Origin of the sequence: Nonomuraea sp. NPDC051191, assembly GCF_044455665.1 — a bacterium.
Classification (GTDB): domain Bacteria; phylum Actinomycetota; class Actinomycetes; order Streptosporangiales; family Streptosporangiaceae; genus Nonomuraea.
This window is the reverse complement of sequence record NZ_JBITEZ010000003.1, coordinates 266,200-285,804: the sequence shown is the minus strand read 5'-3', so window position 1 is coordinate 285,804 and position 19,605 is coordinate 266,200. Positions and strand designations below refer to the sequence as shown.

The window sequence follows — 19,605 nt, the reverse complement described above, 5'->3', positions numbered from 1 at the left end:
ATGCAGATCTGGGAGCCGCACGCCCTCGGGGAGACGACCGTCGTCCGCGCGGGCGAGGTCGAGGTGGCGATAGCCGGTACGGAGGCGATCACGGTCACCCCGCTCGCGCCGGACGTCTGGCTGATCGACGCCCCCGAAGGGAACGCGGCGCAGTGGAAACTGCCGTGCGTCAACGCCGCGGCCTTCTGGACGCCGGGCTCGGGCACCCGCTGGATCCCGCCGATCTGGAGCTCTCCGACGGCGGCCGGGCTGATCTCCGGCGCGCCCGTCGTCAGTCTCGTCGGCACGGCGGGGGCCAACCTGTGCACGGTGGCCTTGGCCTCGGTGACCGGCAGCTTCACCGGCGGCGTGATCGAGGAGACCGGCGAGTTCGTCTTCACCGTGCAGGGCGAGGGGCTGCGGATCCGGCTGGACCTGTCGGATCGGCAGTTCTCCGCGGCGCTGACCGAGGTCGCCGGATGGTGGCAGGAGGGCCGCGACCTGCCGCCCACGCCGCGTCAGGCCAGGCTGCCCGTGTACTCGACCTGGTACAGCATGCACCAGGAGGTCTCGCGGGAGTCGGTGGAGCTCCAGGCCCGTCTGGCGAAGGAACTGGGCTGCGCCACGATGATCGTGGACGACGGGTGGCAGACGGCCGACCGGTCGCGGGGGTACGCCTTCTGCGGCGACTGGGAGCCCAACATCTCCGACATCCGGCAGCACATCCAGCGGGTCCAGAGCGACGGCATGGCCTACCTGCTGTGGTACGCGCTGCCGTTCGTGGGCAAGGACAACGCCGCGTTCGAGCGTTTCGGGGGGAAGTTCCTGCGCTACCTCGACCACATGGACGCGGCCGTCCTCGACCCGCGTCACCCCGAGGTGCGCGCGTTCCTCGTCGACAAGCTGGCGCGAGCGGTGGAGGAGTGGGGCGCGGACGGCCTGAAGATCGACTTCATCGACCGTTTCGGCACCGACGAAGGGGTGGCGGAGCTGCTGCGCGAGCTCGACGTCAGGCTCCGGGCGGCGAAGCCGGACGTGCTGATCGAGCACCGCCAGCCGTACACGAGCCCGGGTCTGTGGCCGTACGCGAACATGGTCAGGGCGGTGGACTGCCCGCTCAGCCCGCAGGAGAACCGGCAGCGGACGATCGACCTGCGGTTGACCGCCGGACCTCAGGCCGTGCACTCGGACATGATCCTCTGGCATCCGGACGAGTCCGCCGAGCAGGTCGCGGTGCACCTGATCAACGTGCTCTTCTCGGTGCCGCAGATCTCCGTGGACCTGGCGGCCCAGCGGCCCGACCAGCTCGCCGCCATCCGGTTCTGGCTGGGCGTCTTCCGGCGCCACCTCGCCACGCTGCAGCTCGGCGTGCTGGAACCGCACGGGGTCGAGCACGGATACCCGCTGGTGCGGGCCTACAGTGAGGAGAGCGAGGTCGTGGCCCGGTACGCTGCCCTGCCTGTGGACGTGCCGGAGATCGCAGAGCTGCTCGTGGCCAACGCCGCCCCCGACACCCGCGTCGTCCTGCACGGGCGGGGTGTCGCGACGGCCGAGGTCCGCGACTGCGGCGGGCGGCTCGTGAGCGAGAGCGAGCTGCGCTTCACCTCCGGCACGAGCGTGGTCGAGGTACCCGTGGGGGGCCTGCTGACGGTGAGGAGAGACTGAGTGGCGGCACGCCGTGGGATCACCATCGAGGACGTCGCCCGCGCGGCGGGCGTGTCCCGCCAGACGATCTCCAACGCGCTCAACGCCCCCCAGCGGCTCAAGCCGGAGACGCTGGAACGGGTGACCCGGCTGATCGAGGAGCTCGGCTACCGGCCCGACCAGTCGGCGCGCAGCCTCAAGTCGGGCACCAGGCGCATAATCGCCTACCCGACGCCGGTGGACGACCCCGCCAACCCCAACCCGCTGATGGGCGGGTTCCTGGAGGCCGTGGTGGCCTCGGCCGGGGAGGTCGGCTACCGGATCCTGCTGCTGCGGCCGCGCCCGGGCCAGAGTCAGGAGCAGGCACTGGACGAGGTGATCGCGGCTCGCACCGTGGACGCCTTCCTGCTGTCGGACGTGATGCGTGACGACCCCAGGGTCGCGCACCTGACCGCGGCGGGGTTCCCGTTCGCCGCGTTCGGCAGGACGATGCCGGACCAGCCGCAGTCGTGGGTGGACGTCGACAGCGTTCAGGCGGTCATCGAGCTGGTCGGGCTGCTGGCCGCCAGGGGGCATCGGCGCGTGGCCTTCCTGGCCTCCGTCGGCGCGCAACCGTGGATGGAGGACCGCAGAGACGGCTTCCGCGCCGGCGTCCGCAGGCACGGCCTGGTGGGGCAGGAGTTCTCCGCGCCGGGCGACGGCCCCGCGGAGCTCGTCACGGTCACCCGTGAGCTGCTGCGCGGCCGCAACCGCCCGACGGCCGTCGTGGCAGCCGGTGACTGGCTCGCGCTCGGCGTCTACGCCGCGGCCAGGGAGGAGGGCATCGAGATCGGCGCTGATCTCGCTCTGGCCGCCTTCGACGACCTTCCCCTCACCGCGTTCCTCCATCCCGCCCTGACCACGGTACGGCTGCCGCTCCAGCGCATCGCGCGGGCGCTGATCGGCCGTCTGATCCAGACGGTGGAGGACGGCGCGACCCCTCAGGCGGGGCTGCTGCTGCCCGGGGAGCTGGTGATCCGTCCCAGCATCGGCCCATGATGCGCATCGGCTCGGCCAGCTACGAGCTGGTCGCGATGTTCGAGTGGGCCCGGGCGAGGGCGCTGCGCCTGCGGCACGAGGGCGGCTCGTGGGGCCCCGTCGACGTCGACGAGCACCGGCCCGCGGGGACGGGACAGAGCCGCTACCTGCCCTCCTACTGGGCGGGGTACGCACACCGCAGCGGCTTCTACGCCCGCGACTTCGCCCACCAGATCGTCGGCGCGCACCTGCTCGGCATGGCCGAGGCCAACCTCACCATGCTGCGCTGCTTCGCCGCCTCGGCCACCCCCGAGCACGGCTTCCACCCGGTGTGGGCGTTCAACTTCGACGGCTCCTACCTGTCCATCGACTACCGCGGCCCCGACTCCTTCGTCCGTGAGCTGCCCGCGGTGTACGAGCTGGTGGAGAAGGCCGGGACCGCCTACCGATGGACCTGGGACCGCGCCTACGTCGAGGACCCCGTGCTGTGGTCCTACTACCGCAACGCGGTGACGGAGATCGTGCCGCGTGCCACCGGAAGGGGGATCTTCCAGGGCGTGGCCAGCTACAACGAGCTGGCCGGCGAGCACCTGGCGGAGGCGGGAGACTCCGTCGGCTCCCGGTACCAGGCATACCTGGCGATGAGCGCCCTGAGCCGGGCCCGCGGCCTGGACGGCGAGGACTTCGCCTGCCGGGCCGCCGAGCTGAGGCGACACTTCAACGAGGTCTGGAGCGTCGGCGAGAACCCCGCGGACCTGGTGCGCGGCTACACCGTGGACGGCGCCCCCGTCACCGGATGGGGCTGTGAGAACAGCTGGTTCATGCCGCTCAAGGACCTCATCGAGCCAGGTCCGCGCAACGAGGCCTACCTCGACTTCATCGACGGCCAAGCCGCCGGCCCCGAGCGTCCCCGCAACATCGAGGCCTACACGTACCTGCCCGACACCTTCTTCCGCCACGACAGGAACGCGGCCGCCTGGCGCTGGATGCGGCACGTCTTCGACCGGCGTGCGGAACCGCACGTCGCGGGCGGCCTCAACGGCGACTACCCCGAGGTGTCCTTCACGCTCGTCAGCCAGGTCGTCGAGGGCCTGCTCGGCGTCACGCCCGACGTGAACGCCGTGACCACGCTGTCCCACCTGCCCGACGACATCGCCTGGGCCGAGGTCTCGGGCATCCCCTTGGGCGACGGCACGATCACCGTCCGGCACGACGGCAGGACCGCCACCACGCTCACCAACACCTCCAGCGAAACCACCTACCGCTGGGAGGCCCGCTTCCCGGACGCCCCCGCCGTGGTCACGCAGGTCGCACCGGGACAGAGCGCCCTGGTCACCGCTCCTGGCCGTCCGGGGTGAGAGCGGGCTCGGCCGGCCTTCCGAAGGGGTGGCCGGCCGGGTGGGCCGTCTGCCGCCTATTCGAAGAGGGACGGGTCTCCGGTGCCGCGACGAAGGATCTCGGGCTCATCCTGTGACAGGTCCACGACGGTCGTCGGCGTGGCGCCGCATTCCCCCGAATCGATGACGGCGTCCACCATGTGGTCGAGGCTCTCCTTGATCTCCCAGCCCTGCGTCGAGGGCTCGGTCTCGCCGGGCAGGATCAGCGTGCTCGACACCAGCGGTTCGCCGAGCTCGGCCAGCAGCGCCTGGGTGACGACGTGATCGGGGATCCGGACGCCGACGGTCTTCTTCCGGGGATGCAGCAACCGCCGCGGCACCTCCTTGGTCGCCGGCAGGATGAACGTGTACCCGCCCGGAGTCGCCGCCTTGACCAGCCGGAACACCGCGTTGCTCACATGTACGAACTGGCCGAACTGCGCGAAGTCCTTGCAGACCAGGGTGAAGTGATGATCGCTGCCGAGGTGCCGGATCTCTCTGATCCGGTCGAGGCCGTCCTTGTTGCCCAGCCGGCACCCCAGCGCGTAGCACGAGTCCGTCGGGTACGCGATCAGCCCGTCGGCATGCAGGGTCTCGACCACCTGGCCGATCAGGCGAGGCTGGGGATTGACAGGGTGCAGGTCGAAGTACTTGGCCACGCATCGGATCATAGGAGCACGTACCTCCACGCGTGACACGTGGCCCGGCCCGCACGGCCGAGTCACATACCGGGCGCGGATCATCTACGGGCGGGACGGGCGGCGGAGGCGTAAGCCGGTGAGGGCGGCGGCGAGGACCAGCGAGCCGGCCAGCACCAGCGCCCGCCCGTCGGGGCCCGCCTCGCCCCCGCCGCCGGTGTCCGCGCCGCCCGTCGGCGTCGCGGCAGGCGTCTTCTCCGGGGTCTCGGCCGGGGGCGTGCTTTCGGGGGCCGGAGTGTCTGTGGCGTCGGTGGCGCCCGGAGCGGTGGTGACGGTCAGGGGGTACGACGCCGGCGCGTCCTTGTCCTGGAGTTCGCACTCGATCAGGCGCTGCTGCGGGGTCGGCCCGAAGTTGACGGACGCGGGCCGCACCGTGCCGGACCCCGGATGCCGGGGCGTGGTCCGCAGGTCGACCGTGCCCGCAGGGAGGGGGATGACCGCTCCCGGGACGATCAGGCCGGGGCTGCCGACGCCCGTCGCCGAGGTCAGCCGGTCGATGCCGCTGACGGCGGCGTAGGCGTACAGCTTGATCTCGCCGGTCAGGCCGGTGGCGGGGGCGCGCAGTTCGGCGCCCTCGACGTACGAGCCGCGCCAGCCGATCGTCAGCTGCTCGTCCACGGGGGCGGTGGCGGGCACCGTGAGGGTGATGGTCATCTTGACGACCTGCGTCTCGTTCGTGCCGGCGGTCTTGCACGTGTACGCCGCCACCGTGCCGCTCTCGGGCGCGGGCGTGGCGAACAGCAGGACGGCCAAGGGCAGGATCAGTGGCAGACGCACGACGTTTCCCTTTGTGGCGGATGTGACACAGAAGGGACGGCGGACGGCGGCGGCAGGTTGACCGGACCGTCCACATCCGGACGACGCGTGCTGTGCGGAGCCGGTTCTGTCGGACCCGGCTGGTATCCATGGCTCCCATCAAGATGATCACGCTGGACGGCGGAGGTCCCGGGCTCTCGTGGAGAACGCGCAACTGAAGGTAATCGGTCTGCAACAATTCGTGCATGGCGATGTTGCGGTCAGTCAATGGCCTGCCCCACCACGGGGCCGGCGAGCTGGGGCGGGTGGCTCACGGCGCGCTGACCGGCCCCTCCGAGTCGGCCGGGTGGCCGAGGCTGTTCCTCGGCTACAACACCCTTCCCGACCCGCCGTTCCCGCTGGTCGGCTACCTGCAGTACGAGCTGGCGCAGCCGGGCGGGCTCGGCCTGCCCGCGTTGCTGCGCATGATGGCCGAGTCGATGCGGGCCCAGCCCGTCCCGCCCGAGGACGCCTTCGACGAGTCGCGGCGGCGGGTGGCGACGGCGATGCGGGTCGACGCGCTGGTGGTCGTCGCCCCCGCGCATGCCCTCGCGCCCGCCGAGGGCGAGGGCGCGTGGAGACCTCCGGCGTACCGGGAGGTGCCGCGCAGGCCCGCCGCGGCGCACCGGGAGGGCGCGTGGGAGCCCGCGGCGGCCCTGGCGGTCGACCGCGAGGGCGCGAGGGTGCTGCTGGTGGCCGGGCGGAGCGCCGAGGGCGGCCGCATCGGGCCGAGGCGGCCCGCGGAGGAGCCCGACGCCACGCTGGCCGGCATGCTGGGCGAGGTGCTCGACGCCCAGCACGCCTGGACCAAGGCGGCCTTCGCGCTCTGACGCGGCGCGGCGAAGGCGTCGATGAGCCGGACGCATCCCCGGGCCCCGACTACTCTCCTTTGGAAGGGCATGTCTGGTGGTGGAGGGATTCGTGACGGTCAACGGGGCTGCGAGCCGCGAGACGTCTCCTGCTGCGGCGGCGTCCGGTGAGGCGGTCGGCCGGGTCCTGGGCACCCAGGCCGCCTCGCCGCTGTCGTTCTGGGTCGGGCTGGAGCCCGGCAAGGTGTTGCAGCTCGACGACGTCGTGGTCACCAGGCGCGAGGTGCCCGGCCACGGCCCGGTGCTGGTCGCGGGCGTGGTGACGACGGTCGAGGCCAGGCACGAGGGCGCCGCCTACGACTCCGACGTGTTCCTCATCGCCGAGGGCGCGCTGCCCGCCGCCGTGGTCGAGGTGGCCGAGGTGCGGGTCACCAGGGTCGAGCCCGAGGTGTTCGTGCCGCCGCTGCCGGGCTCCCAGGTCTTCCTGGCCGGGGCCGGCGACCGCGACCAGGCGCTCTACTTCGACGTGATGGACCGCCGGGTCCCCATGGGCACGGGCCGCGACGGCCTGCCGCTCTACGTCAACTTCGACTTCCTCGACGGCACCCGCGGCGCGCACGTGTCGATCTCCGGCGTCTCCGGCGTGGCCACCAAGACGTCCTTCGCCACGTTCCTGCTCTACTCGATCTTCAACTCGGGCGTGCTCGACGCCGAGTCGGCCAACACCAAGGCCCTGATCTTCTCCGTCAAGGGCGAGGACCTGCTCTTCCTCGACCACGACAACGTCCGGCTCGACGACGGGGCGCGGGCCGCGTACGCCCGGCTCGGGCTGCCCGCCCAGCCGTTCGGCAGCGTGCACGTGTTCGCGCCGCCGCGGCCCGGCGACCCCAACGGCGTGCCGCACGTGTCCGCGCGCACCCAGGGCGTCAGCTCGTTCTTCTGGACGCTGGTCGAGCTGTGCGAGGAGGAGCTGCTGCGGTTCGTCTTCGCCGACGCCGACGACGAGCGCGCCGGATACTCCCTGCTGGTGGGCCAGGTCGCGGCCCGGCTGAAGTCGTGGGCCGAGCCGGTGGGCGACGGCGGCGCGGTCATGATCAGGGGCACCGCCTGCCGCACCTTCGGCGACCTGGTCGAGCTCCTGTCCGACCAGTTGCAGGACGAGGCCACCCGCATCGAGTGGACCGGCGCCCAGACCCCGCTCGGCACGGTCAACGCCTTCCTGCGCAGGCTGCGCAGCGCGGTCAAGCCGCTGTCCCCGATCGTCCGCGGCGACCTGCCGTTCTTCCGGGCCCACTCGGTGCGCACGTCCGATGCCCAGGTCACCATCGTCGACCTGCACAACCTGCCCGAACGGGCCCAGCGGTTCGTGGTGGGCGTCGTCCTGCGCGGCGAGTTCCACCGCAAGGAGACCTCGGGCACGGCCAAGCCGCTGCTGTTCGTGGTGCTCGACGAGCTGAACAAGTACGCGCCGCGCGAGGGCGATTCCCCGATCAAGGAGATCCTGCTCGACGTGGCCGAGCGCGGCCGTTCGCTCGGCGTGATCCTCATCGGCGCCCAGCAGACCGCCTCCGAGGTGGAACGCCGCATCGTGTCCAACAGCGCCGTACGCGTCGCGGGCCGGCTCGACCCGGCCGAGGCCGCCCGCTCCGAGTACGGCTGGCTGCCCCCGGCCGTCAGGGAACGCGCCACGATCGCCAAACCGGGCACCATGTTCGTCGCCCAGCCGGAGATCCCGGTGCCGCTGGCCGTCGCGTTCCCGTTCCCCGCCTGGGCGACCCGTCCGGCCGAGGCGGCGTCCCGGGCGAGTTCGTCGGCCGCCGATCCGTTCCAGGGGTTGCCGGGCGTCGAAGACGACATTCCGCCGTTCTGAAGGGAGCTCGGTGAAATTCCTGCACACCGCGGACTGGCACGTGGGCAAGGTGCTCAAGGGCCGCTCCCGCATGGACGAGCACCGGGCCGTGCTGCGCGAGCTGGTCGCGGCGGCCCGCACCCACGACGTCGACGCGGTCGTGGTGGCCGGCGACCTGTTCGACACCTCGGCGCCGACGCCCGAGGCGCAGTCGCTGGTGCTCAACGCCCTCATGGCGCTGCGCGGCGACGGCCGTGACGTGGTGGTGCTGGCCGGCAACCACGACAACCCGCAGCTCTTCGAGGTCTACCGCCCTGTGCTGGGCAAGCTCGGCATGCACGTGGTGGGCGTCTTCCGCCGTCCCGACGCGGGCGGCACGCTGGCCTTCACGGCGCGCTCGGGGGAGCCGGTGCGGCTGGGGGTGCTGCCGTTCCTGTCCCACCGTTACGTCGTACGCGCCGCGGAGGTGCTCACCGGTACCGCCGCCGACCACAACCGCGACTACGCCACCCGCATCTCCGAGCTGGTCGGCGCGCTGACCGCGGGCTTCCAGAGCGACACCGTCAACCTGATCACCACCCACGGCACCCTGCCGGGCGGCGCGTTCGGCGGCGGCGAGCGCGAGGCCCAGTCGATCTTCTCCTACTACTTCGAGCCCAACGCCTTCCCGGTCTCCACCCAGTACGCCGCGCTCGGCCACCTCCACCGCAGGCAGCAGATCCCCGGCCCGTGCCCGATCTGGTACAGCGGCTCGCCGCTGGCCGTCGACTTCGGTGAGGAGGGCAACACGCCCGGCGCGCTGCTGGTGGAGGTCACGCCCGGGAGGCCCGCCGTGGTGCGCGAGCTGGCGTTCGCCTCGGCACGCAGGCTGCGTACGGTGCGCGGCACGCTGGAGCAGCTTGAGGGCCTGGAGGCGGGCGACGACTGGCTCAAGGTGATCGTGGAGGAGAAACCCCGCGTCGGCCTGTCCGACCAGGTGCGCGACCTGCTGCCCGGCTCGGTCGACGTCGTCCTCGACGAGCGGTTCCGGCCGGTGCCGGCGGTGCGGCGTACGGGGTCGGCCGCGCGCAGCCCGCGCGAGCTGTTCCGCGAGTACCTGACCGCGACCGGCCGCCACGACGACCAGGTCGCCGCCCTGTTCGACCGGCTCTACGACGAGGTGACCGGCTGATGCGTCCCCTGCTGCTGCACCTCGACCACTTCGGCAGCTTCCGCGAGCCGGCCGTCGTCGACTTCTCCGACACCGAGTACTTCGCCCTGGTCGGCCCCACCGGGGCGGGCAAGAGCACGATCATCGACGCCATCTGCTTCGCCCTGTACGGCACCGTCCCGCGCTGGGGCAAGGAGAACGTCATCGCGCACGCCCTGGCGCCGTCGGCGAGCTCGGGCAAGGTGGCGCTGGTGTTCGAGAGCGACCGGCGGCGCTACGGGGTGGTGCGCTCGCTGGTCCGCGACGCCAAGGGCACCGTGCGCACCAAAGAGGCCAGGATCGACGAGCTGGACCCGGCGGCCCCGCTCGGCGAGGCGTACGAGATGGTGCTGAAGCCGCTGGCCGAGGGCGAGAACGTCACCCCCGAGGTGCAGCGGGTGACCGGCCTGGAGTACAAGTTCTTCACCCAGTGCGTGGTGCTGCCGCAGGGGCGGTTCGCCGAGTTCCTGCACGCCGCGCCGCGCGAGCGCCAGGACCTGCTGGTGCAGCTCCTCGACGCCGACGTCTACGAGCTGATCAGGCAGCGGGCCGCCCGCGACGAGGAGGCCGCGCGCAACGCCGCCGCCTTCGCCCGCGACCAGCTCGCCAAGCTGGCCGGCGCGTCCGACGAGGCCGAACGCGAGCTGGCCGACCGGCTGGCCGCGCTGCACCGGCTGGCCGGTACCATCGACACCGACCTCGACCTGCTGCGCTCCCGAGAGTCCGACATCGGCCGGGCCGAGCAGGAACGCGCGTCGGTGGCCGAGCGGCAGTCGGCGCTGGCCGCGCTGCGCATGCCGCCCGCGGTGCCGACGCTGGCCTCGGCCCGCCGCGAGGCCGCCGACGCCATCACCGCGCTGGACGCCGAGGCGGCGGCCGTGGAGGCCGACGAGCACGAGGCGTTCGAGGCGCTGGCCGCGCTCGGCGACCGCGCCGAGCCGGTGGCGGCGCTGGCCGCGCTCGACGCCCGCGAACGCCTCACCGCCCAGGCCGCCGACGCCCGGAAGGCGGCGGCCGAGGCCGCCACGGAACTCGACCGCCTCACGCCCGCGGTCGCCGACGCCGAACGCGCGCTGACCGACGCAGAACACGAACGCGAGCGGCTGCGCGACGCCCACACCGCGGCCGGCCTGACCCACCGGCTGGCCGTGGGGGAGCCGTGCCCGGTCTGCCTGCGTCCGCTCGCCGAGCTGCCCCGCCACGAGACGCCCGCTGATCTCGGCGCCGCCGACCGCGCCCTGGCCGCCGCCCGCGACCACGCGAGCCGTGGCCGGGCCGCCCTGGCCAAGGCCGAGACGTCGGCGTCGATGCTGGCCACCCAGTCCGGCAGGATCGACGCCGAGCTGGCCGGGCTGCCCGCCCCCGGCGACCGCAACGAGATCGAAGGCCGCCTGGCCGCCATCGCCAAGGCCGAGGCCCTGGCCACCGAGGCCCGTACGGCCGTGCGCAACGCGCGCAAGAAGCTCGAACGCGCCCGTACCGCCGCCGAGCAGGTCGAACGGCAGGCCGAGAGCGCCTGGCAGACCCTCGGGGCCACCCGCGACCGGCTGCTCGTGCTCGCGCCCTCCGGCGACGCGCCGCCGCCGCTCACCCGCGACGACCTCCACCGCGCCTGGACCGAGCTGCTCGGCTGGCGCGACCGGGCCGCCGAGGCCGCCCGCGCCGCCCTGACCGAGCGCGAGCAGGAGCTCGCCCAGGCCACCGCCAGGCTCGCCGCCGAACGCCACAAGCTGACCGAACGCCTGGCCGAGCACGGCGTCACCGTCCCGCGCAACGCCACCCCCGACCAGCTCGGCGCGGCCGTCGCCGGCGCGGTCGCGCGGGCCGACGGCGCCCTCGAACGGGTCCGCGAGGAACGCAGGCGGGCCGCCGAGCTGGAGACCGCCGTCGCGGAGAAGGAGCACGAGGCCAAGGTCGCCCACGAGCTGGCGCTGCGCCTGCGGGCCAACGCCTTCGAGCGGTGGTTGTGCGCCGAGGCCCTGGCCGTGCTGGTCGCCACGGCGTCCGAGACGCTGATGGAGCTGTCCGACGGCCAGTACGAGCTGGCGCTCGGCGAACGCACCGGCGACATCGAGGTCATCGACCACGGCGAGGCGGGCCTGCGGCGCAGCGCCCGCACGCTGTCCGGCGGCGAGACCTTCCAGGCCGCGCTGTCCCTGGCCCTGGCGCTGTCGGGGGCCGTCGCCAGAGGGCTCGACTCGATCTTCCTGGACGAGGGCTTCGGCACGCTCGACCCCGCCACCCTCGACACCGTCGCCACCACCCTCGAACGCCTGGCCGCCGGGCAGGAACGCATGATCGGCGTCGTCACCCACGTCCCGGCGCTGGCCGACCGGGTGCCCGCCCGGTTCGAGGTGCTGCGCGACGCCAAGGGCTCGCACGTCCGGAAGGTGGGGCAATGACGTCGGGGGTCCAGGGGGCGTCGGGCTTCACCGTCGACCCCTGGGACCCGGGCTACGCCGCCGCGGTCGCCGTCGAGGCCCTGTCCGAGCTGGGCGCGACCAGTGCCGAGCTGGTCCTCGACGTCGAGCGGCCGGCCGCCGACTGGAAGCCGGTCACGCCGGGCCCCGGCGCCGCCGTCCCCGAGACGCTGCTGGTGGCCGACGGCGTGCGCCGGATCGACGCCCGCGTGTGGGTGCACGACTCCGACCTGCCGATGCCCGTCCCCGGGATCGCCGCCTCCTACGCCGCCGGGATCGTGCGCTGCGGGCGCGAGGGGGCCGAGCTGGCCGCGATCGAGGTCGACAGGGCGCTCATCTCGGCCTCGCCGTACGCGCCCGAGGTCAAGACCGCGCACGCCTCCTACCGGCCGCACAAGGCCGCCGACTCCAGCTTCGAGGAGCTGTCGCTCGCCCTGCAACGCCAGGTCACCCAGCTGGAGGTGGACCTCGCCGTCCGCCACCGGTCGCTGGGCGACGACCTGCTGCTGGTCGACGGGCCGCTGCGGGGGCGTACCCATCTGCCGCGCACGATCGGCTACATCAAGACGCACCACGCGGCGTACCTGCCGCCGCCGCAGTCGGCCGTGGTCGCCGCGCTCACGCCGGGGCAGCGTACGCCGGTGTTCCTCATGGGCACGAGCTGGCGCAGGCACGCCTGGTACCTGCGGCTCCCGGTGCAGTCGTCGGCGCCGTGGGCCGGGATCGCCCGCTGCGAGGCCAGCGCCGACCTCGACCCGGCGCAGGTCGTGGAGCTGGCCGACGCGGTCACGCTGGCCCTGCCGGCGCTGGCCGGGGTCGACTACAAGGACCCGCGCGCCCCCCAGAACCTGGTCCCGATCGGCGGCCTGGAGAAACTCCTGCGCCACCACCTGGGCGACCCGCGCCTGCTCTACCGCTCACTCCGCACGGCCGCGCAACTCGGCTGACCGGCCGGCCACCGGACGGGGGCCGCTACCAGCCTTTGTCGACGTCGCAGATGTTCACGGTGGCGCTGCGGCGGAGGCTGGTGGGGGTGAGGACGCGGAACACCACGGTGTAGCTGCCCTTGCCCTTCCAGGTGATCGAGGGCAGGACGGGCCTGGTCGAGGCGGTGGCCACCTTTCTGCCCTGGCTCTGGCCGTTGACGAGCCATTGGTAGTCGTAGCCGACGGTGGCGGTCACGTCGGCGTAGACGTTGAGGTCGTAGCGCCAGCAGTCGCCCACGCGGATGCCCTGGTAGGTCAGGGCCGCCGAGGTCACGCCGCCCTTGGCGGGGGTCGTCGGCCTGGTGGAGGTCGTCGGCCTGGTGGTGGAGGTCGGCCTGGCGGACGTCGGCTTGGTGGTGGGCGTCGGCCTGGTGGTGGGGGGTTGCGGGGACCTGGTGGGTTTCGCGGGCTTGCGGGTGGTCGATCGGCGGGTGCCGGACCTGCGGCTGTCGGGGACGTGCGTGGTGGGGGGTGCGGCGGCGTTCGTGGTGTTCGTGGTGTTCCGGCCCGGGGCGGTGGGCCACCACACCCAGGCGGCCGTCGCGGTGGCGGCCGTGAGGACGAGCGCCACGCCGCCTGCCAGCAGCGCGAGCCCGGCCCGGGGACGTCCGCCCGGCGGGTGGCGGGGGTGCCCGTGGGCGGAGGGGTGCGTGGGGCCGCCGGGCGGACGGCCGGAGGGGCCGGTCCAGACGTGAGGGACGGCCGGGTGGCCGGGGGAGGGCGGCGGCGCGGGGCGGGGGCCGCCTATGAGCTGGAAGAGCACGTCCTGCATGGTGGGGCGGGCGTCGGGGTGCTTGGCCAGGCAGGCGGCCACGATGGAGCGCAGCGGCTCGGGCACGCCGGCGAGGTGCGGCTCGCCGTACTGGATGCGGCCGAGTACGGCGGGCACCGAGTCGTTGCCGAACGGCGGGACGCCGGTGGCGGCGTACACCATGACGCAGGCCCAGGCGAAGACGTCGGTGGCGGGGCCGACGGTGGCGCCCGCGAACTGCTCGGGAGCCATGTACGACGGCGTGCCCAGGATGCTGCTGGTGACCGTGGCGGAGGCGTCGGCGGCGCGGGCGATGCCGAAGTCGATGACCCGCGGCCCGTCGCGTCCCAGCAGGACGTTGGCGGGCTTGAAGTCGCGATGGACGACGCCCGCCCGGTGGATCGCGGCCAGCGCGGTCGCGGTCGCGACGGCGAGCCGTTGCAGGTCGCCCCCCGCATGGCGGCCCGCCTGCTGCAACGAGGGCCCTTCGACGTACTCGGTCACGATGTACGGCCGCCCGCCCAGCGAGGCGTCCAGCACCTGCGCGACGCAGAACGGCTCCACCCGCCGCGCGGCGGCGACCTCCTTGGCGAAGCGGCCGTCGCCGGTCGCGCCCTCGTGCAGGACCTTGATCGCGACCTGGGCGCCGTCGGGGGCCTCGGCCAGGTACACGGCGCCCTGGCCGCCCTCGCCGAGCTGCCTGACCAGCCGGTACGGGCCGATGGCCGGCGGCATCGTCATCAGTCGTCCATCGTGCAGATGGTCAGGGACACGCTCTTGGTCGCGGCGCTGGGGGCGGTGACCCGGAGGGTGACGGTGTGGGGGCCGGCCTTCAGCATGTACTGGCCGGCGGTGATGTAGGCGCTGTAGTCGTCCTCGGAGACCCAGGATCTGCTGCGCTCGACGCTCCTGCCGTCGATCAGCCAGGCGTAGGAGACCCAGATCTCGCGCTTGGTGGACTCCACGCGGCCCTGGAAGTGCAAGGGGGGCATGTAGCAGCCGCTTCCGGCGGACTGTCCGGGGCCGCCGGACAGGGTGATCTCCCCGACGCCGGCCCTGGCGGTGGTGACCGGCTTCTTGGTGGTGCGGGTGGGGGTGGGGGTCGAACGTGTCGTGGTGCGGGTGACGGTGGGGCGGGGGGTGGCTGACTCCGTAGGGCGGCGGGTGGTGGGGCGGGAGGTCGGTTTCTTGGTGGTGGCGGGTTTCGGGGTGCTCTTCCGCTGCGTTTTCCGCGGGGTGGAGGTGGGAGGCGTCGGGGTGGCGGAGGGGGCCGTGAGCGCGGACAGGCCGGGGAGGTGCGACCAGGGGGCGAGCCAGACGACCCCGCCCACGAGCGCCGCTGCCACGACCACCGACAACCCGGCGGCCAGCGGCACCACCCCCCGCCCGCGCCCGTGCCGCCGTCCCCCCGGGCCGGGGAACGGCGCCGGCCCCTGCCCCGCGCCCCCGACCGGAGCGGGGCCCGGCGGTGGTCCCTGCCCCATGGCGCCGGACGGGGTGGGGTGCCGTGGTCCCTGGAGCTGGGAGGGGTGGGCCGGGGTGGGGGCGTCGCCGCCGAGGAGGCGGAGGAGGACGTCGCGCATCGTCGGACGGGCCGCCGGGTCCTTGGCCAGGCAGTCGTACACGATCGAGCGCAGCGGCCGGGGCAGGTCGCCGAGCTGCGGCTCGTTGTTCAGGATCCGGTTGATGATCGCGGGCAGCGTGTCCTGGCCGAACGGCGGCGTCCCGGTGCCCGCCCACACCACGACCGCGGCCCACGCGAACACGTCCGCCGGCGGCCCGACCATCTGTCCCGCGAGCTGTTCGGGCGCCATGTACGCGGGCGTCCCCACGATGCCGCTCGTCATGGTGGCCGACGCGTCCGCGGCACGGGCGATGCCGAAGTCGATCACCCGCGGCCCGCCTGGGCCGAGCAGCACGTTGGCGGGCTTGAAGTCCCGGTGCACGACGCCCGCCTGGTGGATGGCGGCCAGCGCCGTGGCCGTGGCGACGGCGAGCCGTTGCAGGTCGGCCCCCGTGTGGCGGCCCGCCTGCTGCAACGAGGGCCCTTCGACGTACTCGGTCACGATGTACGGCTGCGGCCCCGGGGACGCGTCGAGCACCTGCGCGATGCAGAACGGCTCCACCCGCCGCGCCGCCTCGATCTCCTTGGCGAACCGTTCGTCCGGCCCGGCGCCGTGGCGCAGCACCTTGACCGCCACCGTCCGCCCGTCGGGCGCCCGCCCGAGGTAGACGGTCCCCTGGCCGCCCGCGCCCAGCAGCCCGAGCAGCCGGTACGCCCCCACGACCGCCGGGTCACCCTCCCGCAGCGGTTCGACGTGCGCCATGAGAGAAGTGACTCCTGATACTGAAATGAACGAAGTTACTTACGATAGCGACCAATATCAGGATTTGTAGTCAAGTTGCGCGAGCAGCCGGCAGCGTCGCCGTAACGATCAAACCGCCGCCCTCGCGGGGCCGGGCCGTCACGTCGCCTCCGTGCGCGACGGCCACCGAGCGCACGATCGACAGCCCGAGCCCCGCGCTCATCCCCGTGACCACCCGCTCGGCGCCGTGCCGGTGGAACGGCTTGAACAGCAGCGGCACGTCGTACGGCGGCACGCTCGGCCCGCTGTTGCCCACCTCCACCTGGACCAGCCCGCCGGGGACCGTCCGGCTCGACACCCGCACCCAGCCGGTGCCGTCGTCGAGGTTGTGCCGGACGCCGTTCTCCACCAGGTTGTGCACCAGCCGTTCGAGCAGCAGCGCGTCACCCACGGTCGGCGCCGGAGCGGCGTCCTCCTTCACCACGACCTTCGCCTCCTCGGCGTCGCGCGCGGTCTGGGCGACCACGTGGGTGACGACGTCGGCGAGGTCCACCGGGGAACGGTCGGCGATCTCCTGCTCGGAGCGGGCCAGCAGCAGCAGGCCCGCGATGAGCCGTTCGTGGCGGGTGTTGATCTGCAACAGGCTCTCGCCCAGCTCCTTGACGTCGTCGGAGGCGGTACGCCGGTGCATGGCCAGCTCCACCAGCGCCCGGTTGAGCGTCAGGGGCGTGCGCAACTCGTGCGAGGCGTTGGCGACGAACCTGCGCTGGCCGTCGAAGGAGTGGTCCAGCCGTTCCACCATCGTGTCGAAGGTGTCGGCCAGCGTCTTGACCTCGTCCGGGGGGCCGTGGAGCGCGATCCGTTCGTGCAGGCCGCGTTCGGCCATCGGGGCGGCGGCGATGCGGCGCGCGGTCTCGGTCACCAGGTGCAGCGGGGCCAGTACACGTCCGGCCACCACCCAGCCCAGCCCGACGGCGGTCCCGCACACGACGGTCAGAGCGATCGCGCCCTGGGTGAGCAGCGAGGTCACGGCGGCCTCGCGCACCCCCTCCTCCTGCTGCCGCATCCACTTGACGGCGGCGGGGCCGACCAGCTCGACGCCGTCCTGCTTGAGGAAGATGATGTTCTTACGGGTGCCGTCACTGGTCGTGAACCGGCTCTCGAACGACTGCGAGAGCTGCTGGTTGAACAGCAGGTACGTGACGCCCAGCAGGGCCAGCCCCGCCACCAGGAAGAGCGCGCCGTACACGAGCGTGAGGCGCAGCCTCAGGGTGGGGTGCGGACGTCTCATGGGATGCGGTACCCCACTCCCGGCACGGTCTCCACCACCGGCGGGTCGGCGAGCTTGCGGCGCAGCTTGAGTATCGTCAGCCGCACCACGCCGGTGAACGGGTCGGCGTGCTCGTCCCACGCCTTCTCCAGCAGGTGCTCGGCCGAGACGACCGTGCCCTGCGCCCGCATCAGCTCGGCCAGTAGGGCGAACTCCTTCTTCGACAGCGGGACGAACCGCCCGTTCCGGAACACCTCCCTGCGCGCCGGATCCAGCGTGATCCCGGCCCGGCGCAGCACCGGGGGAGTGGCCGGACGTGAGCGCCGTCCCAGCGCCAGGACGCGCGCCGCCAGCTCCGGGAGGGCGAACGGCTTGGTCAGGTAGTCGTCGGCGCCCATGGACAGCCCGCTCACCCGGTCGTCGAGCTGGGCGGCGGCCGTGAGCATCAGCACCCGCGCGTCGGAGTCGGAGGCGACCAGCTCCCTGCACACGTCGTCGCCGTGCACGCGTGGCAGGTCGCGGTCCAGCACGACCACGTCGTAGTCGTTGACCGCGATCCGTTCCAGCGCCGCCTCGCCGTCGTGGGCGAGATCGACCGCGTGGGTCTCCTCGCGTAACCACTCGGCGATCGCGCCGGCGAGCATGCGCTCGTCCTCCACCACCAGCACCCGCATTCCATACCTCCGGCTCGATTGTGACGCGGGTGGCATTTGATCGGGATAAGTCGGGATGGAAACGCTGGAGAAACACGGCCGCGTATTGCATCTCCCCTCGAAGGCCATCGGATCCGACGGAGGAGAGCATTCATGCGAGGACGACCCCTCATGGCGCTGGCCGCGGCCGCGCTGTTCCTGACGGCGTGCGGCGCCCAGGAGAGCGGATCGGACGTGGCGTCGGTGACCGGCACCGGCGCCCGGCCGTCGGCCGGCGCCTCGGCCACCACGGACCGCAGCGAGCAGGCCGTCAAGTACACCACCTGCCTGCGCGAACAGGGCCTGGACATGCCCGACCCCGGCCCGGACGGCCGGATGGAGATGAAGTTCGACAAGAGCTCCGGCGGCCCGGAGAAGGTCCAGAAGGCCATGGAGGCCTGCAAGCAGTTCCAGCCGGAGGGCATGACGTCGGGCAAGGGCGGCGACCCCAAGCAGGCCGAGAACATGCGCAAGCAGGCGCAGTGCATGCGTGACAACGGCGTGGAGGCGTTCCCCGATCCCGAGGGCGGCATGGTGCGCATCAACCGCGAGGTCGCCGAGGACCCCGACTTCAAGTCCGCGCAGGAGAAGTGCCGGATGAACATCGGCGGGGGACAGGGAGGCTCTTGATGGGGAGGGCCACCATCGACGAGAGGGCCGAGCCGGACGCCCCCTCACCGCGTCCGCGCCGCCCCCGCGGCGGCCGGACGATCGTCGTCCTCATCGGGGTCGCCGCCGCCGCGGGGGCGGCGGTCCTGGCGGTCAACCCCGGCGGCCTGCTGAACGGCGGCGCCGCCCCCGCCACGTCGGCCGCCGCGCTGCCCCCGGCCACCGCCCCGGTCACCCGGCAGACGCTGAACGACACCAGGGACGCCGACGGCGAACTCGGCTACGGCCCGGTCACCACGGCCACGGCCAGGAAGCCGGGCACGGTCACCTGGCTCCCCGACAGCGGCGACCAGATCACCCGCGGCCGGTCCCTGTTCCGCCTGGACAACAAGCCGGTCATGCTCCTGTACGGCACCACCCCCGCCTACCGCGACCTGAGGATCGGCGCCGAGGGCAGGGACGTCGAGAACCTGGAACGCAACCTGCGCAAACTCGGCTACGACGGCTTCACCGTGGACGACGAGTACACCTACGACACCGCCCAGGCGGTGAGGGAGTGGCAGGAGGACCGTGGCCTGGACGAGACCGGCGTGGTGGAGCTGGGACGGGTCGTCTTCGCTCCCGGCAAGGTCCGGGTGGAGAGCCTGGAGGCCGAGCGGGGCCAGCCCACGGCACCGGGGCAGAAGATCCTCACCTACACGGGCACGAAGAAGGTAGTCACGGCGAAGCTGGCGGCCGAGGACCAGCGGATGGCCAGGAAGGGCACCAAGGTCTCGGTCGCGCTGCCCGGCGGCAAGGACGTGACCGGCCGGATCACCGAGGTCGCCACGATCATCGAGCCGGGGGATGGGCAGAACGCCGATCCGGAGACCCGCCTGGAGGTGCTGATCTCGCTGGGCAACGCCAAGGCCGCCAAGGGGCTCGACAAGGCGGCGGTGAAGGTGACGTTCACCGCCGACCGGCGGAAGGACGTGCTGACCGTGCCGGTGTCGGCGCTGGTGGCGTTGCAGGAGGGCGGGTTCGGGGTGGAGGTGGTCGAAGGTGGCAAGTCGCGATATGTGGCGGTGAAGACCGGGCTGTTCGCGGGGGGCCGCGTCGAGATCTCCGGCGACGGTCTCACCGACGGCATGACGGTCGGAATCCCGAAATGACCCACACCACTACCCCCTCCCCGCCCCCTTCGGGCACGCCCGCCGCGGACCACGGGATGAGGTG

General features: G+C 72.9%; 16 protein-coding genes. 10 read left to right on the top strand and 6 right to left on the bottom strand.

Going from position 1 to position 19,605, the window contains the following annotated elements; translation table 11 throughout:
* From ACIA8R_RS09755 to ACIA8R_RS09745, 3 genes are read left to right on the top strand one after another with little or no spacing between them, the layout of a single operon-like run.
* Positions 1-1,644 (top strand): glycoside hydrolase family 36 protein, encoded by a 1,644-nt coding sequence (locus tag ACIA8R_RS09755; RefSeq protein ID WP_397037649.1) that lies wholly within the window; start codon positions 1-3, stop codon positions 1,642-1,644.
* Positions 1,645-2,661 (top strand): LacI family DNA-binding transcriptional regulator, encoded by a 1,017-nt coding sequence (locus tag ACIA8R_RS09750; protein ID WP_364084755.1) that lies wholly within the window; start codon positions 1,645-1,647, stop codon positions 2,659-2,661.
* Positions 2,658-3,998 (top strand): hypothetical protein, encoded by a 1,341-nt coding sequence (locus ACIA8R_RS09745; RefSeq protein WP_397037646.1) that lies wholly within the window; start codon positions 2,658-2,660, stop codon positions 3,996-3,998. The genes ACIA8R_RS09750 and ACIA8R_RS09745 overlap by 4 nt, the downstream gene beginning before the upstream one ends.
* Before the next feature lie 56 nt (positions 3,999-4,054).
* On the opposite strand, the gene ACIA8R_RS09740 is transcribed toward ACIA8R_RS09745, so the two are convergent.
* The gene (locus tag ACIA8R_RS09740; RefSeq protein ID WP_397037644.1) at positions 4,055-4,675 is read right to left on the bottom strand and encodes an L-threonylcarbamoyladenylate synthase; all 621 of its coding nucleotides are present in this window, start codon (positions 4,673-4,675) and stop codon (positions 4,055-4,057) included.
* Between the two features lie 84 nt (positions 4,676-4,759).
* Positions 4,760-5,491 carry a hypothetical protein gene (locus tag ACIA8R_RS09735; protein WP_364084746.1) on the bottom strand — a complete coding sequence of 244 codons (732 nt, stop codon included), beginning with the start codon at positions 5,489-5,491 and terminating at the stop codon, positions 4,760-4,762.
* Between the two features lie 224 nt (positions 5,492-5,715).
* Between ACIA8R_RS09735 and ACIA8R_RS09730 the strand changes: the two genes are divergently transcribed.
* The 5 genes from ACIA8R_RS09730 to ACIA8R_RS09710 all read left to right on the top strand — a co-directional run bounded on the left by ACIA8R_RS09730 (position 5,716) and on the right by ACIA8R_RS09710 (position 12,723).
* The gene (locus ACIA8R_RS09730; RefSeq protein ID WP_397037642.1) at positions 5,716-6,339 is read left to right on the top strand and encodes a hypothetical protein; all 624 of its coding nucleotides are present in this window, start codon (positions 5,716-5,718) and stop codon (positions 6,337-6,339) included.
* A 91-nt stretch (positions 6,340-6,430) separates the two neighbouring features.
* On the top strand, positions 6,431-8,188 hold the full coding sequence (locus tag ACIA8R_RS09725; protein WP_357699105.1) for an ATP-binding protein: 1,758 nt from the start codon (positions 6,431-6,433) through the stop codon (positions 8,186-8,188).
* Between the two features lie 10 nt (positions 8,189-8,198).
* Positions 8,199-9,338: an exonuclease SbcCD subunit D gene (locus tag ACIA8R_RS09720; RefSeq protein ID WP_357699107.1), complete on the top strand. Its 1,140-nt coding sequence runs from the start codon at positions 8,199-8,201 to the stop codon at positions 9,336-9,338.
* On the top strand, positions 9,338-11,758 hold the full coding sequence (locus ACIA8R_RS09715; protein ID WP_364084736.1) for an SMC family ATPase: 2,421 nt from the start codon (positions 9,338-9,340) through the stop codon (positions 11,756-11,758). Before ACIA8R_RS09720 ends, ACIA8R_RS09715 begins: the two co-directional genes overlap by 1 nt.
* Positions 11,755-12,723: a hypothetical protein gene (locus ACIA8R_RS09710; protein ID WP_357699111.1), complete on the top strand. Its 969-nt coding sequence runs from the start codon at positions 11,755-11,757 to the stop codon at positions 12,721-12,723. Before ACIA8R_RS09715 ends, ACIA8R_RS09710 begins: the two co-directional genes overlap by 4 nt.
* A gap of 25 nt (positions 12,724-12,748) precedes the next feature.
* Here ACIA8R_RS09710 and ACIA8R_RS09705 read toward each other — a convergent pair whose 3' ends face one another.
* The 4 genes from ACIA8R_RS09705 to ACIA8R_RS09690 form a co-directional block, all read right to left on the bottom strand.
* Positions 12,749-14,254, bottom strand: coding sequence for a serine/threonine-protein kinase (locus ACIA8R_RS09705; RefSeq protein WP_397037639.1), 1,506 nt, complete (start codon positions 14,252-14,254; stop codon positions 12,749-12,751).
* Complete coding sequence (locus tag ACIA8R_RS09700) at positions 14,254-15,840, bottom strand: serine/threonine-protein kinase (RefSeq protein ID WP_397037637.1); 1,587 nt, start codon at positions 15,838-15,840, stop codon at positions 14,254-14,256. The genes ACIA8R_RS09705 and ACIA8R_RS09700 overlap by 1 nt, the downstream gene beginning before the upstream one ends.
* A gap of 70 nt (positions 15,841-15,910) precedes the next feature.
* Positions 15,911-17,110: a sensor histidine kinase gene (locus ACIA8R_RS09695; RefSeq protein ID WP_397037635.1), complete on the bottom strand. Its 1,200-nt coding sequence runs from the start codon at positions 17,108-17,110 to the stop codon at positions 15,911-15,913.
* On the bottom strand, positions 17,107-17,763 hold the full coding sequence (locus ACIA8R_RS09690; RefSeq protein ID WP_357699119.1) for a response regulator transcription factor: 657 nt from the start codon (positions 17,761-17,763) through the stop codon (positions 17,107-17,109). The genes ACIA8R_RS09695 and ACIA8R_RS09690 overlap by 4 nt, the downstream gene beginning before the upstream one ends.
* Positions 17,764-17,895: 132 nt before the next feature.
* Between ACIA8R_RS09690 and ACIA8R_RS09685 the strand changes: the two genes are divergently transcribed.
* Complete coding sequence (locus ACIA8R_RS09685) at positions 17,896-18,411, top strand: hypothetical protein (protein WP_357699121.1); 516 nt, start codon at positions 17,896-17,898, stop codon at positions 18,409-18,411.
* Complete coding sequence (locus ACIA8R_RS09680) at positions 18,411-19,541, top strand: efflux RND transporter periplasmic adaptor subunit (protein ID WP_397037633.1); 1,131 nt, start codon at positions 18,411-18,413, stop codon at positions 19,539-19,541. Before ACIA8R_RS09685 ends, ACIA8R_RS09680 begins: the two co-directional genes overlap by 1 nt.
* Positions 19,542-19,605 lie beyond the last annotated feature (64 nt).